The following is a 16,654-nucleotide window of genomic DNA, read 5'->3' as shown; positions in this document are numbered from 1 at the left end:
CCGCCGATCGGCAGGACGCGCCCGCACGACGCTACCGAGGGCGACACCCGGGCGACAGCGCAGAAGGACAGCGAAACTTTCGAACGCCCGTCAGGCGGGGGCGCGTGGCGCGGCGGTACTGCGTCGTACGACGAGCTCCGGCGTGATCTTCTGCCGTTCCGCCCGCTCCCCGCCGAGCATGCGCACGAGCAGGTCGATGGCGCTCGTGCCGAGACGGACGAAGTCCTGGCGGACGGTGGTCAGGGCGGGCACCAGGTATCCGGCGCCCTTCATGTCGTCGAACCCGACGAGTGACACGTCGTCCGGGACCCGCACGCCGCGTTCCGCGAAGGCGGCGAGGACTCCCATGGCCATCTGGTCGTTCCCGGCGAAGACCGCGGTCGGCAGTGCGGTGTCGTCGCACAGGCGGTGGGCGAGGCGGAATCCGCTCTCCGCGCGGAAGTCGCCCTCCAGCATGGCTCCCTCGGCCCCGGCGGCCGTGAGTTCGGCCTGCCAGCCGTCGACGCGGGTGCGGGCGTCGAAGGTGTGCGGGGCACCCGTCAGATGGGCGATGTTCCGGTGTCCGAGGTCCAGAAGGTGCCGGACCGCGAGACGCGCGCCGAGTTCCTGGTCGACCTCGACGAAGCTCAGGTCGGGGTTGGGCACGCTGCCGGACATCACCACCGCGACCGGCACACCGAGGACGAGGCCGGACAGCGCCTCCACGACGACGGGCCGGTCGGCGACGACCGCGATCGCCTCCACCGACTGATCGGTGAGGCGCTGAAGTGTCTCCCGCAGATCACCCGTGCTGAGCTCCCCCTGCCAGCTCGCCAGGCTGACCCAGTACCCGGCCTCCTTGGCGGCGGTCTCCACTCCGAGGAGGATGCGCGGCAGCTCGAACAGGTCCGATCCGGCGATCACCACGCCGATCGTCGAGGAACGGCGGCTCTTGAGGGCCCTGGCCACGCTGTTGCGGCGATAGCCCAGCTTCTGGATGGCGGCCTCCACGCGGGCCCGGGTCTCCGGGCGGACCGAGGGATGACCGTTGACGACCCGCGAGACGGTGATGTGGGAGACGCCGACTTCCCGTGCCACGTCCATCATTCCTGGCGGCCGGTTCATGTCACCCGTCCTCTGCCCTCGACACCCGGCACGCGACCCTGCGTCCACCGCCGATACTGTCACAGGCGACCACTCGTCCCTGCGCGCACTCCTGGCGGTCGTCAACCGCAGGACCGGTCAAGTCATCGGTGGCGGGAAGCAGGTCTGGCCTGGTCAGGATGCGTAGTGCGGTGTCCACTGTGCGGCCGAGACCGCCTCGCGCAGGTCGGCCTCGGTCGCCTCGGGGGCGACGCCGTCCTCGACCGCGGTCTTCGCCACGGCCAGGGCGATCTCGCGGGCCGCCTCCCGCATGTCGGCCAGGGGCGGGAGCAGCGGGGTCACGTCGCCGTGGCCGGCGCGTACCGCGTACTCCCCCACGGCCCGGGCGGCCGCCACCATCATGCGGTCGGTCACGCGGGTGGCCCGGCAGGCGGTGACGGCCAGGCCGACGGCGGGGAAGACGTAGACGTTGTTGGCCTGGGCGACCGGCACCTCGCGCTCGCCCAGCTTCAGCGGCGGGAAGGGCGAACCGGTGGCGATCAGCGCCCTGCCGTCGGTCCAGCGGGCGAGGTCGGCGGGGTCGGCCTCGGAGTGCGAGGTCGGGTTGGACAGCGGCAGGATCACCGGCCGGTCGACGGTGTCGGCCATGCCCCGCACGATCTCCTCGGTGAAGGCGCCGTGCGCGGTGGACAGTCCGATCAGCACCGTCGGCTTCACCTCGGCGGCGACCCGGGCCAGATCGGGCGTGCCCGCGTCCCACTGCCGTACTTCCGCGTCGTCGCGGGCGTAGACCCGCTGCTCGGGTGTGAGGTCGTCGCGGGAGCGCGTCAGCAGGCCGTCGATGTCGACGAACCAGAACCGGTCGGCCGCCTCCCGCTCGGAGAGGCCTTCCTCGACGAGAGCGGTGCGGATCATGTCGGCGACCCCGATCGCCGCGGATCCCGCGCCCAGGACCACGACGCGGTGGTCGGTCAGCCGAGCTCCGGCGATCCGCGTGGCGGTGCTCAGCGCGCCCAGCGCCACGGCCGCGGTGCCCTGGATGTCGTCGTTGAAGGTCAGCAGGCGGTCCTGGTAGCGGGTGAGGATCGGGCGGGCGTGGGCGGTGGCGAAGTCCTCCCACTGCAGCAGGGTCCCGGGGAGTTCGGCCTCCACGGCGGAGACGAACGCCTCGATCATCTCGTCGTACTCGGCGCCGGTGACCCGGTGCCGCCTGCGGCCCAGGTAGTGCTCGCCGGCCAGCAGGTCCTCGTTGTCGGTGCCGGCGTCGAGCAGGACCGGCAGGGTCCGCGCCGGGTGGATGCCGCCGATGGCGGTGTAGAGGCTGAGCTTGCCGATCGGGATCCCCATGCCGCCGACGCCCTGGTCGCCCAGGCCCAGGATGCGCTGGCCGTCGGTGACGACGATGACGTCGACCTCGTCGCCCGGCCGGTTGCGCAGGATCTCGCGGAAGCGGTGCCGGTCCTCGAACGTCAGGAACAGGCCGCGCGGCCTGCGGTAGATCTCGCTGAAGCGCCGGCAGGCCTCACCGACCGTCGGGGTGTAGACGATCGGCAGCATCTCCTCCAGATGCCGGGTGAGCAGGCCGTAGAAGAGGACCTCGTTGGTGTCCTGGAGCTGGCGGAGGTAGATGTGCCGGTTGAGCGGCTTGTCGTACCCGAGGAACGCCTCGTACGCGCGGTCCGCCTGCTCCGCCAGCGTCTCCGTCGCCGGTGGCAGCAGTCCGTCCAGGCCGAGATCGGCGCGCTCGTGCGGACTGAAGGCGGTGCCCTTGTTGAGCAGGGGGTCGGCGAGCAGGGCCGCTCCGCGGACAGGGGCTGAGTTGTGCGGTGTCATGACGTTCCTCAGGTCGACGACTGTCAGGACGGGGATCGCGCAGGTTGGCGGGTGCCAGGTCTTGGATCCTGCCCCGGTGTCGGGTCCCCCGCCGCCCGGCGTCGAAATCACCGGACGGCCACCGTCGGCCTCCGCCGGCGGCACAACTGTGAAAAAATCAGCCACAGGGAACCGAGGGAGTAGTCCTGATGAGCAGTCCTGCCGACGAGGTCGACTACGGAAACCTGCGGCTCGACCGCACAGGTCAGGCCGAGGCGTTCGACGCCATCGGGGAGCGCTACGACAAGGCGTTCCCGCACAAGGACGGGCAGGTCGCGTCCGCGGAGTGGCTCAGCAGGTCCCTCGACGAGGGGTCCCGTGTGCTGGACCTGGGGTGCGGGACCGGGGTCCCGACGGCCCGCCAGTTGACCGAGGCGGGGTTCGAGGTCGTCGGTGTGGATCTGTCCGGCGCCATGGTGGAGCTTGCCCGCGAGCATGTGCCCGGCGGGGAGTTCCACCGGGCGGACATCGCGGATCTGCGGCCCGGGGGCCCGTTGGATCTCGGCCGCTTCGACGCCGTGGCGGCCTTCTTCTCCCTGCTGATGCTGCCGCGCGCCGAGATCCCCCTCGCGCTGCGGACCGTGTACCACCTGCTGGCGCCGGGCGGTCTGTTCGCGCTGTCGATGGTGGAGGCCGACGTGGACGACTTCGCGATCCCGTTCATCGGGTCGAGCATCCGGGTCTCGGGCTATCTGCGGGACGAACTGCGCGAGGTCGTCGAGGCGGCAGGGTTCGAGATCGTCGAGGAGTCCGCGTACTCGTACGCTCCGGCCACCTCGGACGTCCAGCCCGAGGTGCAGATCTTCCTGCGGTGCAGAAGGCCGGCCGCCCCGGACTCCTGACCCGCCCGCTCCGCTGCGGGCCCGCAGCGCGGGAAGGACACGTATGACGAAGCGTCGCGGAGCCGAGGAAGGCACCGGCAGCCCCGTGGCCGGCAGGCAGGACCGCGCCGGTCCCCCGCCGCTCCGGTCGCCGTGGCCCGCCGCGCCCTCGTCGGCCGGTGCCCGCGCCGACGGCCCGTGGCCGCCCCCGGCGAAGGTCTCCGGCCTCGCGGGGACGGCCGTACGACTGTCGGCGGCGAGGGCCTCCGCCGGGCAGCGGCACCGGGCCCGGCCGGACCTGACCGCGCCGCAGACCGACCGGCTGCGCTACCTCGACGCGGCGACCCGGCAGATCGCCCGCGGGATGAACCTCGACGAGACCTTGCGCGAGCTGTGCCGGGCGGCCGTCCCGGCGTTCGCCGACACCGCGCTCGTACACCTGTACGACCCCCTGCCGGTCGGTGACGAGATCGCCCCCGTCGTCCAGGTCCTGCGGCTGCGCACCACGGACCGCGGGTCCCCGCCGGACGGGACGCCTCGTGGCGTCGTGCACCCCGCTCCCGACGGACTGCTCGTCAAGCTGTTGCGGAACGGGCGTCCGGTGTTCGGGGACCTGCCCTCCGTCGCCGCCACGGCGGCCGAGTTGCTGGAGGGCGCGGACGGCCCGCGGGCGGTGCCCCCCGGGCGGCGGCTGATCCTCGCCCCGCTGCACGGCCGCCACCACGCGCTCGGCGGCGTCCTGCTCGTCCGTGGTCCCGGGCGGCCCGAATTCACCGGCGACGACCTGCTCGTCGCCTCCCAGCTCGCCACCCACACCGCTCTGGGAATCGACAAGGCGATGCTGTACGCGCGGGAGGCGTCCGTCGCCGACACGCTGCAGCGCACGATGCTCCCGCCGTCGCTGCCCGAGCCGCCAGGTGTCCGGCTGGCCAGCCGTTATCTGCCGTCCTCACGGACCGCGCAGGTCGGCGGCGACTGGTACGACGCGATCCCGCTGCCCGGCAACCGCGTGGCGCTGGTCATCGGTGACGTGATGGGCCACTCGATGACCTCGGCCGCGATCATGGGCCAGTTGCGCACCACCGTGCAGACACTGGCCCTGCTCGATCTGCCTCCCGACGAGGTCCTGCACCACCTCGACGAACAGGCCGGGCGGCTGGGCAACGAGCACACGGCGACCTGCCTGTACGCCATGTACAACCCCGTGCTGCACCGGCTGCTGGTGTCCAGCGCCGGCCACCTGCCGCCCGTGCTCCTGCACCCCGACGGGCACACGGAGGTTCTCCGGGTCCCGCCGGGAGCACCGATCGGGGTCGGCCGCGGCGGGTTCGAGTCCACCGAGATCCACGCGCCCGCCGGAGCGACCCTGCTGCTGTACACCGACGGTCTGGTCGAGTCCCGCGACTCGGACGTGCTGACCGGGGTGGAGCGGCTGCGTGCCCGGATGCACGCCGCCGGGTCGGGGTCCGCTCCCCCGGCGCTGGAGACGCTGTGCGACGAGGCGCTGGGCACGCTCGGCTCGCGCGACCGGGACGACGACATCGCGCTGCTCGCCGCGCGGTTCGAGGGGATCCTGCCGGACACCGTCGCGTACTGGTACATGGCCCCGCGCCCCCAGACCGCGCGGCAGGCCCGGCGGCTGACCCGCAGGACCCTGCACCACTGGGGTCTGGACTCCCTGGTGGACACCACCGAGCTGCTGGTGAGCGAGGTGGTGGCGAACGCCGTGCGGTTCGCGTCCCGGCCGATCACCCTGCGGCTGCTCCTCACGGACGTGCTGCGCTGCGAGGTCGGGGACGACTCAGCGGTGGTCCCGAGGATGCGGCACGCCCGGCCGAGCGACGAGGGCGGCCGAGGTCTGTTCCTCGTCGACCACCTGGCGCTGCGCTGGGGGGCGACCCGGATGAGCGCGGGCAAGGTGGTCTGGTTCGAGCAGGTGCTCCCGGGCGATCCGCACCGCCGCTGAAGGGCCGGTCGACACCGAGCGGCCGTTGCTCATCGCGCCGCGTTTTTCACCCTGCACAACATGTCCGGGCCCTTACACCCTTGACCGGACACCCCTCCCGCTTGGACGATGTTGCGTATCGCTCAGCTTGTTGCTCATAGCGCACTGGAGGATGCCATGCCGCCCCGTCCGCATCCCGGCCACGAGTTCGTCCTGACCCTTTCCTGTCCCGACCGGGCCGGACTGGTCCACGCCGTCAGCGGGTTCCTCCTCGCCCACTCCGGGAACATCCTGGAGAGCCAGCAGTTCGACGACCGCCGGCAGGGCCGTTTCTTCATGCGTGTGCACTTCGACGTCTCCGATCCCACGATGACGCCGGAGCGCCTGAACGCCGACTTCGCCCCGGTGGCCGACGCCTACCGGATCGACTGGCGGCTGGGTGACGCCGCGGCCCCCGCCCGCACGCTGATCATGGTGTCCAAGTACGGCCACTGCCTCAACGACCTGCTGTTCCGCAGGAGTACCGGCGTTCTCAACGTCGAGATCCCCGCGATCGTCTCCAACCACCGGGACTTCGAGCCGCTCGCGCGGAGCCACGGCATTCCCTTCCACCACATCCCGGTCACCCGTGAGACCAAGGCGGACGCGGAGGCGGAACTGCTGGAGCTGGTGCAGCGGCTCCGGATCGACCTCGTGGTCCTCGCGCGCTACATGCAGATCCTCTCGGACAACACCTGCAAGCGACTCGAGGGCCGGGCCATCAACATCCACCACTCCTTCCTCCCCAGCTTCAAGGGGGCCCGCCCCTATCTCCAGGCCCATGAACGGGGCGTCAAGCTGGTCGGGGCCACGGCCCACTACGTCACCCCCGACCTGGACGAAGGGCCCATCATCGAGCAGGACGTGGTCCGCGTGGACCACTCCCACGACCCCGACGAACTGGTCACGCTGGGCCAGGACGTCGAGGCCCAGGTACTGGCGCGGGCCGTCCAGTGGCACAGCGAGAACCGCGTCCTGCTCAACGGCCACCACACCGTCGTCTTCCGCTGAGGCGTATGAGAGTTCCCGGCACAGAACGCGAGGGCGCCGGCAGCACTTTGCTGCCGGCGCCCTCGCGTTCTCGGTCAACACCGTCGGGTGCTGATCACCCGCGCAGTCGGGACATCGCCGGGTCGAACAGGGGCTCCTCCGCGACGACCGCCTCCACGCGCCGGTCGAAGTAGCCGATGTGGAGCGCGGTCCCGGCGACGGCGAGGTCCGCGGGCAGCCAGGCGTACGCGATCCCCTTGCCGATCGTGTAGCCGTACGCCGCGCTGGTGACGTAGCCGACCGCGCGGTCGCCGTCGTAGACCGGCTCCTTGCCCATGACGACCGAGCGCGGGTCGTCGATGGTGAGGCAGGTCAGCCTGCGCCGCACGGTGTCCTTGCGGCGCTCCAGGGCGGCCTTGCCGATGAAGTCGTCCTTGTCGAGCTTGACGGCGAAGCCGACGCCGGCCTCGTAGGGGTCGTGCTCGTAGGTCATGTCGGTGCCGAAGGAGCGGTACCCCTTCTCCAGGCGGAGGCTGTTGAAGGCGCCGCGGCCCGCGATGACACCGCCGAGGGGCTCGGCCGCCCGCCACAGGGTGTCCCACAGCTTCAGGCCCTGGTCGGCGGTGGTGTACAGCTCCCAGCCGAGTTCGCCGACGTAGCTCAGGCGCATCGCCGTCACCGGGACGCTGCCGACGTAGGCGCGCTTGGCGCGGAAGTACTTCAGGCCGTCGGCCGAGAAGTCCTCGTCGGTCAGGGGCTGCAGGACCTCGCGGGCGAGCGGGCCCCACAGGCCGACGCAGCAGGTGCCGGGAGTGATGTCACGGACCTGGACGGTGCCGTCGGCGGGGAGGTGGCGGGTGAGCCAGTCGAGGTCGAGGTTGCCGTTGGCGCCGATCTGGAAGAGGTCGCGGGCGAGGCGGGCGACGGTGACGTCGCTGCGGATGCCGCCGTCGTGGTCCAGGAGCAGGGTGTACGTCACCGAGCCGACGGACTTGGCGACCTTGCCGGTGACCAGCCGCTCCAGGAAGGCGGCGGCGCCGGGGCCGCTGACCTCCAGGCGCTTGAGGGCCGTCATGTCGTACATCGCGACGGTCTCGCGGGTGGCCTGGGCCTCGGCTCCGACGATGGGCGACCAGTACTGGGCCGCCCAGTCGTTGGGGGTCGGGATCGAACGGCCTTCGACCAGGCCCGCGTTGGCCTCGTACCAGTGCGGGCGCTCCCAGCCGTTCGCCTCCAGGAAGAACGCGCCGTGTTCCTGCTGGCGGGGGTGGAAGGGGCTGGTGCGGATCGGGCGCGGGTCGCCGGAGGGCTGAAGGGGGTGGAGGATGTCGTAGACCTCCACGAAGTTCTGGCAGTCGCGGGCCAGGACGTACTCCGGGGCCAGCTGGTGCGGTTCGAAGCGGTTGACGTCGCACTCGTGCAGGTCGAAGGACGAGCAGTGGCCGTCGACCAGCCACTCCGCCATCGCCCGGCCCACGCCCGCGGAGTGGGTGACCCAGACGGCCTCGGCGACCCAGAAGCCCTTCACGTCCGGGGACTCGCCCAGGAGCGGGAAGTTGTCGGTGGTGAAGGAGAACAGGCCGTTGATGCCTTCCTCGACCTTGGCCTCCTGCGTCGCGGGGAGCAGCGACTGGGTCTCGGTCCAGGCGGGCGCGAAGTCGTCCTCGGTGAACTTCAGAACCGACGGCATCTCGTCGTTGTCGTCGAAGGCGCGGATCTCGTCGGCCGTGATGGGCATCGGGCGATGGCCGTAATAGCCGATGCCGATGCCGTCGAAGCGGTCGCGGTAGTAGAGGTCGGCGTCCTGGTGGCGCAGGATCGGGCGGACCGCCTCCTCGGTCTGGCCGGCGAGGGCCGGTACCGGGCCGGTCCAGGCGAGCTGGTGGGCGAGCGGGGTGAGCGGGAGGTTCATGCCGACCATGCGGGCGATCTTCGGGCCCCAGATGCCGGCGCAGCAGACCACGATGTCGGCGGGGATCTCGCCCTGGTCGGTCAGGACGCCGGTCACCTCGCCGTCGGCCTTCAGGACGTCCAGGACCTCGTGGCGGGCCAGGAAGCGCACACCGCGCTCGGTGGCCCGGCGGATCTGTGCCTCGACGGCGAGGACCGCCTTGGCGAGGCCGTCGGTCGGGACGAGGAGGCCGCCGAGGACCTTGTCGCGGTCGACGAGCGGGTGCTTCTCGACGCACTCGTCGGCGCTCAGGAGCCGCGACTCGATGCCCCAGGCGGTGATCCAGCCGTGGCGGCGGCGCAGTTCGGTGAGGCGTTCCGGCGTGGTCGCCACTTCGAGGCCGCCGACCTGGAGGAAGCAGGGCTTGCCGTCGACGTCGAGGGAGCAGAACTTCTCGACGGTGTAGCGGGCCAGCTCGGTCATGGTCTTGGAGGAGTTCGTCTGGAAGACCAGGCCCGGGGCGTGCGAGGACGAGCCCCCCGTGGCGGGCAGCGGGCCCTGGTCGACCACCGTCACCTCGGTCCAGCCTCGCGCGGAGATCTCGTCCGCGAGGGCCGCTCCCACGACGCCCGCTCCGATGATCACCACTCGGGGTCCCGCCATCGCCGCACCTCCGGAAGTCAAAACCGTTGAGTTGCTTTCTGCGCAACGTACTTCAGGTTGCGCAACTCAATGTGCCCGCCGCGGGGAGGGGTGTCAAGGGCTCAGCACGCAGGGACGTTTAGCTCGATCGCGCGATGGTCGGCTTACGGGCTTGCGGCACTGGACGGCGAACGAGTTGGCGTGGCAGCGCGATCTGGGACGCTGAGTGCGGCGCCGCCGTGCGGGGCTCCTGCTCCACCAGAGAGATGTTTCAGGGCCTCTCCGGATGACCAGTGGGCCCAAAACCGTTCGGGGCGTGCCGGTGCGCGGACTCACTTCCGCGCAGGGCCCGTATTTCAATAACTGTCAGCGACGGGTTTCCGCGGGGGTTGTTCGGGTGCGCAGCTATCGCCACCCACAGACCAGCAGCGTGGACCACACCCACCGGCTCCTGGCAGCCATCCTCCGCCGACGCAGAGCGGTGACCATGACGTTCCTGGCGCAACTACTGGGCGTCAACCGCAACAACTCGACTGAAGCCAAGGGGACTGGTCTTCAACGAGGACAAGACGCGCGTCGTCCACCTCGAAGAAGGCTGCGACTTTCTCGGCTTCACCATCCGCCGCCATCACGGCAAGCTGCTGATCAAGCCCAGCCGTGAGGCCGTCAGACGGATCCGGAACAGGCCGCGCGCCGAGGTGCGGTCCCTGGACGGGGCCAACGCTGCCGCGGTGCTGCAACGACTCAACCCGATCATCCGGGGCTGGTCGGCCTACTTCGACGCGTCCCGGCAGGACCAATGTGGGAACAATGGCTGCGAGACACCCGACAGGCGATCACCACCAGGAAAATCACCTATCGCGGGATCGAAACGTCGGACGGGGTGCAACTCGGTTCTGAGGAAAGACCGCCGCAGCAATGCGGCGGTCCTACCCGACTGGCCGGGTACAACTAGCCGACGCAGTGTTCGCCCTTCCAGGGCCAGTTGAAGCTTCCAGGCTTGACCAGGGCGACGTTCCAATAGGGAAGAGCCGCGCAGGAGTCGATCCACAGCTGGGTCGCCGGGAATTTCCCGGCGGTCTTGCTGTTGAACAGCAGTGGCCCACCGGAGTACTTATAAATCTTGACGTTGTGGTCGGACGCGAGCGTGATATAGGCCTTGGGCTGAGCCGCCGTCACGTGATTCGGTCCGAACTCAGCCTTCAGAACACCTTTGTAGTAGATGAGCGCGTTGGCATACTTGCCCATGCAAAGCTTTGCGACAGCCCCGCGCTGCCCCTTGGTGGACACGATGCACTTCCCGACGGTCAGCTTCTGACCGAGGTTCAAGTGGTACTGCCCAGCTGCAGCGTCAGCCTGAGTGGCCGGCGTGAAGATGGATGCCCCAAGCAGCATCCCGGCAATCAGAACACTCCGCGAATATTTGCGAATCCCCACGTCTCCCCGTTTCCGAATGAATTTGGGTTTGGTCGTAACCGTGTGCCATTCCGGACGAGATCTTACCGGGGAGATGCCTTCACCGCGGGCCTCGGAAATCATTTTTGCAGCAGCTTGACCTTTTTGCCGGGGCTTGACCAATTTGCCGGCGGCCACGCTCCAGGTGAGGATTTCATGTTGGAATTCGGGAGGAATCGCGGGCGAAATAGGTTGTTCTCCGGCAGTTCACGCAACACACCCACGGAGCCTTGGCCGGAGAACAACCACATCAGCGGCGGACGCCGGCGCTACTTGAGCCAGGCGTCGACCTTGTCCTTGTTGGCCTCGACCCACTTCTTGGCCGCCGCCTCGTCCGTCATCTTGTCCTGCGCGATGTACTTGGCGACCTCGTTCTGGTCGTCGTTCGTCCAGTTGAAGTTCTTCACCAGGTTGTAGGCGGGGCTGCCGGACTTGGCGAACTTCGCGCTGACGATCTTGTTGAGCTTGTACACGGGATAGTCGCAGGCGACCTTCGCCGCGTCGGCGTCACAGCCGTCCTTGTACGGGGGCAGGCTGACCTTCTTCAGCGGGACCTCGGACAGGAACCACTGCGGCTCGTAGAAGTAGCCGATCAGCCACTGCTTGTTCTTCTCGGCGGTGCGGAAGGCCTGGATCAGCGCCGTCTCACTGCCCGCGTACACCACCTTGAAGTCCAGCTTCAGGTTCTTCACCAGCGCCTCGTCGTGGGTGACGTACGACGGGTCGCCGTCGAGGAGCTGGCCCTTGCCGCCCGACTCGGACGTCTTGAACTTCGACGCGTACTTGTTGAGGTTCTTGTAGTCGAGGATGTCGGGGTGCGCCTTGGCCAGCCACGGCGGCACATACCAGCCGATGAGGCCTTCGTTGCCGGTCGGGCCGGCGTCCACGGCGGTCTTCTGCTGGTCGATGTACTTCTTCACCAGGTCGGCGTGGCCCCAGTTCTCCAGGACCGTGTCGACCTCGCCGGAGCCGAAGCCCTGCCAGGCGATCTCTTCCTTGAGGTTCTTCTTGTTGACCGTACAGCCGAGGTTGTGCTGGGCGACGTACGCGACGACCGCCGCGTCCGCCTCGTAGCCCACCCACGGGTTGACGGCCAGATTGAAGGTGCCGCACTTGCCCGAGCTTTCCGAGTCCGCAGAGGAGCTGTCTCCGACCTTCGCCCCGCCGCACGCGGTGAGGGTGAGGCCGAGGACGGCCAGGCCGGCCGCGCCGGCTCGCCAGTGTCTTGCCATGGTGTCGTGCTCCTTAAGCGGTGGCGCGGCGCGCCGCGGCCTGAGTGATCCGGTCGAACATGACTCCGAGAAGGACGATGGCCAGACCCGCGGCAAGCCCCTTCCCGTACAGCTCCCCCCGTGAGAATCCGGCCACGACGTCGTAGCCGAGGGCGCCCGCACCTACCAGGCCGCCCACAACAACCATCGACAGCACGTAGATCAGGCCCTGGTTGGTCGCAAGCGTCAGGGCACTGCGTGACATCGGCAGTTGAACCTTGGTGATGATCTGCCAGGTGTTGCACCCGGCGGAGGTCGCCGCCTCCACGGTGGTCTCGGGCACCGCCCGGATCCCGTCCGCGATGATCTTCATGGCGACCGGGGCCCCGTAGACGATCGCGGCGACGATGGCCGTGAAGCGGGTGGGGCCGAACAGCGCGAGGAACGGCACGAGGTAGACGAAGGGCGGCATGACCTGGGCGGCGTCCAGGGTGGGCCGGATCAGCCGGTCCACCATCATGCTCCGCCCCATCCACACCCCGAAGACGATGCCGAGCACCATCACCAGGACCGTTGCGACGAGCGTCGAGGCCAGGGTGGTCATGGCGTCCGACCACAGACCGGTGCCGACCAGCAGGCCCACGCACACGGCCGTGGTGACCCCGGACTTCCAGCCGCCGAGCACCACGCCCAGCGCCACCAGCACCGCGCCGACGAGCCACCACGGGGAGTCGGTGACCAGCGTCTGGAACGGGTTGAGCAGACCGTTGGTGATGACGTCACGGATGGCGTTGGTGACGCCCGAGAGGCTGTCCTGCGCCCAGTTGGTCGCGCTGTCCGCCGCGCTCGCGATGTGGCTGCCGACCGTGCCGTCACCGGGGAATTCGGCCGCCCACAGGTAGGTGTGCGACAGATGGATCAGGACCGCCGTGACGGCCGCACCGGCGCCCAGCAGCGGCCGCCGCCGCTTCAGGAGGCGGTTCTTGGAGCGCCGCGCGTTCTCCTCGCGGGCGGCGGCCGCGGTGGTCACCCGGTCCAGGACGATCGCCATGACCACGATGGCGAGGCCCGCGTTGAAGGCCGTGCCGACGTCGAGCGACTGCAGCGCCTGCAGGACGACCACGCCGAGGCCCGGCGCGTTGATCAGGGCCGCGATGGTCACCATGGCCAGGGCGGCCATGATGGTCTGGTTGACGCCCATCACCACGGTCCGCTTGGACATCGGCAGCAGGACCTTCAGCAGCGACTGGCGGCGGGTGGCGCCGAGGGAGTCGGCCGCCTCGACCGTCGTCCTGGAGACGTTGCGGATGGCGTGCGCGGTGATGCGGATGGTCGGCGGGGCCGCGTAGATCGCGGTGGCGATGGTGGCGGAGGCACCGCCGATGAGGAAGAACAGGGTCAGCGGTGCCAGGTAGACGAAGGTCGGCATCGTCTGCATGAAGTCCAGGAAGGGCGTGACGATCCGGTTGAACCGGTCCGACAGCCCGGCCCACACCCCGATCGGGATCGCGAACAGCAGCGCCACGAAGACGGCCGTGAGTGTCAGCGCCAGGGTGTCCATGCTCTCCTGCCACAGGCCCTGAAGGCCCAGGAAGGTGAAACCGGCCACCGCCAGCAGGGCGACCCGCCAGTTGCCCACGGCCCAGGAGACATAGCCGGCGATGCCTACGACTCCGAGCCAGCCGATCTGCGGCAGGGGGCGGTCGCCCGAGGGCTGGGAGATCAGCTCCTGGACGAAGGTCACCAGGGTGTCGATGACCAGGCGGATCTCGTTGAAGAAGTACAGGAAGAGCGGGTTGGAGTTGCGGTTGGCGCCGATGGAGTCGTTGACGTCGTTGAACCACCGGTGCAGGTCGGTCAGGTCCGCCGCCGCCAGGGCCAGGGTCTGTTTCCCGCGCAGTACGGCGAACAGCACCAGCCACAGGACGACGATCCCGGCCACCATCATGGACCGGCTCGGCCTGCGCGCTTCCTTGACGGGAGCGGCGGGTCGCGCCGACTCCGTCTTCCCGGGTTTCTCCATGACGACGGTCATCAGGCGTCGCCTTCCCGTCCGGCGACCACCGCGAGGATCTCCTCGTCGCCGACGATGCCGAGCAGCTTGCCGTTCTCGACGACCTTGACCGGCTTGTCGGCGGCCAGGACGGCCCGGGTGGCCTCCTTCACCACCACGTCCGGGCCCAGTTCGGGACCGTCCAGCGGGTCGCCGTCCTCCGGCGGGCGCATGATCCAGCGCAGGGTCAGCACGTCGCCGCGCGGCACGTCCTTGACGAACTCGCGGACGTAGTCGTCGGCCGGGGCGCCGACCAGCTCGTCGCCGGTGCCGCACTGGACCATCTGGCCGTCGCGCATGATGAGGATGCGGTCGCCCAGCTTGAGCGCCTCGGACAGGTCGTGGGTGATGAACACCATGGTCTTGCCGACCTCGTGGTGCAGGCGGATGACCTCGCTCTGCATGTCCCTGCGGATCAGCGGGTCGAGTGCCGAGAAGGGTTCGTCGAAGAAGAGGACGTCGGGGTCGCCCGCCAACGCCCGTGCCAGGCCCACGCGTTGCTGCATACCGCCGGAGAGCTGGTCGGGGTAGGAGTTCTCGTACCCGGCGAGGCCGACCAGGTCGACGACCTCCTGGGCCCGCCTGGTGCGTTCGGCGCGGGAGGCGCCGCGGATCTCCAGGCCGAAGCCGACGTTGTCCAGGACACGGCGGTGGGGCAGCAGCCCGAAGTGCTGGAAGACCATGGAGAACTTGCGGCGCCGCAGGTCGCGCAGGCGCCCGGCGTCGGCCTGGCGGATGTCCTCGCCCTCGAAGACGATCTCGCCGGCGGTCGGTTCGATCAGCCGGGTCAGACAGCGCACCAGGGTGGACTTGCCCGAGCCGGACAGGCCCATGACGACGAAGACCTCGCCGGGCGAGACGTCGAAGGCGACGTCGCGTACGGCAGCGGTGCATCCGGTGCGGTCCATGAGCTCGCGGCGGGTCAGGCCGCGCAGCTCCTCGGAGTCCGGCACCTGGTCGGCCTTGGGGCCGAACACCTTCCACAGCCTGCGCACGGAGATGACCGGGGTGGAGCCCGAGTCCTGGGGCGTGCCGCGCCGCTGCGGCACCTCGGTCTGTGTGGTCACGTTCGACCTCTTTTCGGCGTTCAGCCGCGGAACCAGCGCTGCGGCCGGGGTTGGATGTTCTGCCAGATGTGCTTGGGCTCGCGGTACTCGTTCAGGCCGGTGGCTCCCAGTTCCCGGCCCACGCCGGAGTGCCCGAAGCCACCCCATTCCGCCTGCGGCACATAGGGGTGGTAGTCGTTGATCCACACCGTCCCGTGGCGCAGCCGCCGGGCGACCCGCTGGGCCTTGCCGGCGTCCTGGGTCCAGACGGCACCGGCGAGTCCGTACTCGGTGTCGTTGGCGATGCGTACGGCGTCGTCCTCGTCGGTGAAGCGCTCCACGGTGAGCACGGGACCGAAGGACTCCTCGTGGACCACACGCATGTCCTGGCGGCACTCGTCGAGCACGGTGGGCGGGTAGTAGTGGCCGTCGGCCAGTGCGGGGTCGTCGGGGCGGGCGCCGCCGCAGCGCAGGACGGCGCCCTCGGCGAGTCCGGCGTCGACGTAGGCCTCGACCTTCGCCAGGTGCTGGGCGGAGATCAGCGCTCCGGTCTCGGCCTCGGGGTCGAAGGGGCCGCCGAGGCGGATCCGCCGGGCACGGCGGACGATCTCGTCGACGAGACGATCGTGCAGGGAGTCCTCGACGATCAGGCGGGCGCCGGCCGAGCAGACCTGCCCAGAGTGCAGGAAGACGGCGGTGAGCGCGAAGTCCACGGCCGTCTCGAAGTCGGCGTCGGCGAAGACGACGTTGGGGTTCTTGCCGCCGAGTTCGAGCGCCACCTTCTTCACGCTCGACGCGGCGGTGGCCATGATGCGTTTGCCGGTCTCCAGTCCCCCGGTGAAGGAGACCATGTCGACGGCGGGGTCCTCGGACAGGGGTGCGCCGACCTCGGGCCCGGTGCCCAGGACGAGGTTGGCTGCGCCGGCCGGGAGTCCTGCCTCCTCAAGGGCCCGCATCAGCAGGATGGAGGTGGAGGGCGTGAGTTCGCTGGGCTTGAGGACGATCGTGTTGCCGGCGAGCAGCGCCGGGGCGACCTTCCAACTCGCTTGCAGCAGCGGGTAGTTCCAGGGGGTGATCAGTCCGCAGACGCCGACCGGCTCGTACACGACGCGGCTGACGGCGTCGTCGCGGCCGGTGTCGATGACGCGTCCGGCGTCGGTGCCGCCGAGTCCGCCGTAGTGGCGGAAGCAGGCGGCGACGTCGGCGATGTCGTACTCGCTCTCCACCAGCCGCTTGCCGGTGTCCAGCGACTCGGCGCGGGCGAAGTCCTTGGCGTCACGTTCGAGGATGTCCGCGACGCGCGACAGCAGGGCGCCGCGCTCCCGTTCGGGGGTGTGCGGCCAGGGCCCGGCGTCGAAGGCGCGGCGGGCCGCGGCGATGGCCGCCCCGGTGTCGGGGCGGGTTGCCTCCGACACCGTCGCCACGAGCGTGCCGTCGGCGGGACACCGGATCTCCCGACGCCCGCCGGCCACCGGATCCCGCCATTCGCCATCCACGTACAGGTCTGCCACGCGCCGAGCCTTTCGAGGGAAGCCGTTGCGCATTGTGCACCCGATTGCTTGTGGTGGAACACCCTGGCGAATGGCCGGACCCACGTCAAGGGGTT

The 16,654-nt window shown here is 69.8% G+C and carries 12 protein-coding genes; 4 read left to right on the top strand and 8 right to left on the bottom strand.

The genetic code is table 11. From position 1 onward, the window contains the following. Positions 1-90: 90 nt before the first annotated feature. Positions 91-1,104, bottom strand: a complete 1,014-nt coding sequence (locus K4B79_RS09520) for a LacI family DNA-binding transcriptional regulator (protein ID WP_232025955.1) — start codon at positions 1,102-1,104, stop codon at positions 91-93. 153 nt (positions 1,105-1,257) lie between these two features. Continuing rightward, positions 1,258-2,916 (bottom strand): NAD-dependent malic enzyme, encoded by a 1,659-nt coding sequence (locus tag K4B79_RS09515; protein ID WP_232025953.1) that lies wholly within the window; start codon positions 2,914-2,916, stop codon positions 1,258-1,260. 188 nt (positions 2,917-3,104) lie between these two features. Here K4B79_RS09515 and K4B79_RS09510 point away from each other — a divergent pair, with 188 nt between their 5' ends. The 3 genes from K4B79_RS09510 (at position 3,105) to purU (ending at position 6,771) form a co-directional block, all read left to right on the top strand. Continuing rightward, complete coding sequence (locus K4B79_RS09510; protein ID WP_232025951.1) at positions 3,105-3,797, top strand: class I SAM-dependent DNA methyltransferase; 693 nt, start codon at positions 3,105-3,107, stop codon at positions 3,795-3,797. Between the two features lie 43 nt (positions 3,798-3,840). Beyond that, positions 3,841-5,742 carry a SpoIIE family protein phosphatase gene (locus tag K4B79_RS09505; RefSeq protein ID WP_232025949.1) on the top strand — a complete coding sequence of 634 codons (1,902 nt, stop codon included), beginning with the start codon at positions 3,841-3,843 and terminating at the stop codon, positions 5,740-5,742. Between the two features lie 156 nt (positions 5,743-5,898). Beyond that, a complete protein-coding gene (gene purU, locus K4B79_RS09500; protein WP_232025947.1) occupies positions 5,899-6,771 on the top strand; it encodes a formyltetrahydrofolate deformylase in 873 nt (290 codons plus the stop codon). Between the two features lie 94 nt (positions 6,772-6,865). Here purU and K4B79_RS09495 read toward each other — a convergent pair whose 3' ends face one another. After that, the gene (locus K4B79_RS09495; RefSeq protein WP_232025945.1) at positions 6,866-9,304 is read right to left on the bottom strand and encodes a GcvT family protein; all 2,439 of its coding nucleotides are present in this window, start codon (positions 9,302-9,304) and stop codon (positions 6,866-6,868) included. Positions 9,305-9,981: 677 nt separating this feature from the next. Here K4B79_RS09495 and K4B79_RS48560 point away from each other — a divergent pair. Continuing rightward, positions 9,982-10,272: a group II intron maturase-specific domain-containing protein gene (locus K4B79_RS48560; RefSeq protein WP_374208441.1), complete on the top strand. Its 291-nt coding sequence runs from the start codon at positions 9,982-9,984 to the stop codon at positions 10,270-10,272. Here K4B79_RS48560 and K4B79_RS09485 read toward each other — a convergent pair. From K4B79_RS09485 to K4B79_RS09465, 5 genes are all read right to left on the bottom strand, one after another. Then, complete coding sequence (locus tag K4B79_RS09485) at positions 10,235-10,876, bottom strand: hypothetical protein (protein WP_232025943.1); 642 nt, start codon at positions 10,874-10,876, stop codon at positions 10,235-10,237. The two genes, K4B79_RS48560 and K4B79_RS09485, sit on opposite strands and share 38 nt — an antisense overlap. A gap of 131 nt (positions 10,877-11,007) precedes the next feature. Further along, positions 11,008-11,970 carry an ABC transporter substrate-binding protein gene (locus K4B79_RS09480; RefSeq protein ID WP_232025941.1) on the bottom strand — a complete coding sequence of 321 codons (963 nt, stop codon included), beginning with the start codon at positions 11,968-11,970 and terminating at the stop codon, positions 11,008-11,010. Between the two features lie 13 nt (positions 11,971-11,983). Next, positions 11,984-13,984, bottom strand: a complete 2,001-nt coding sequence (locus tag K4B79_RS09475; protein ID WP_232025939.1) for an ABC transporter permease — start codon at positions 13,982-13,984, stop codon at positions 11,984-11,986. Further along, positions 13,984-15,069, bottom strand: coding sequence for a quaternary amine ABC transporter ATP-binding protein (locus K4B79_RS09470; RefSeq protein ID WP_232025938.1), 1,086 nt, complete (start codon positions 15,067-15,069; stop codon positions 13,984-13,986). The genes K4B79_RS09475 and K4B79_RS09470 overlap by 1 nt, the downstream gene beginning before the upstream one ends. A gap of 20 nt (positions 15,070-15,089) precedes the next feature. Beyond that, a complete protein-coding gene (locus K4B79_RS09465) occupies positions 15,090-16,559 on the bottom strand; it encodes an aldehyde dehydrogenase family protein (protein WP_232025936.1) in 1,470 nt (489 codons plus the stop codon). Positions 16,560-16,654 lie beyond the last annotated feature (95 nt).

The sequence above is a fragment of the Streptomyces lincolnensis genome, assembly GCF_021173675.1.
Taxonomy (GTDB): Bacteria; Actinomycetota; Actinomycetes; order Streptomycetales; family Streptomycetaceae; genus Streptomyces; species Streptomyces lincolnensis_B.
The sequence above is the reverse complement of the archived record's forward strand: the minus strand, read 5'-3'. Positions and strand labels throughout refer to the sequence as shown.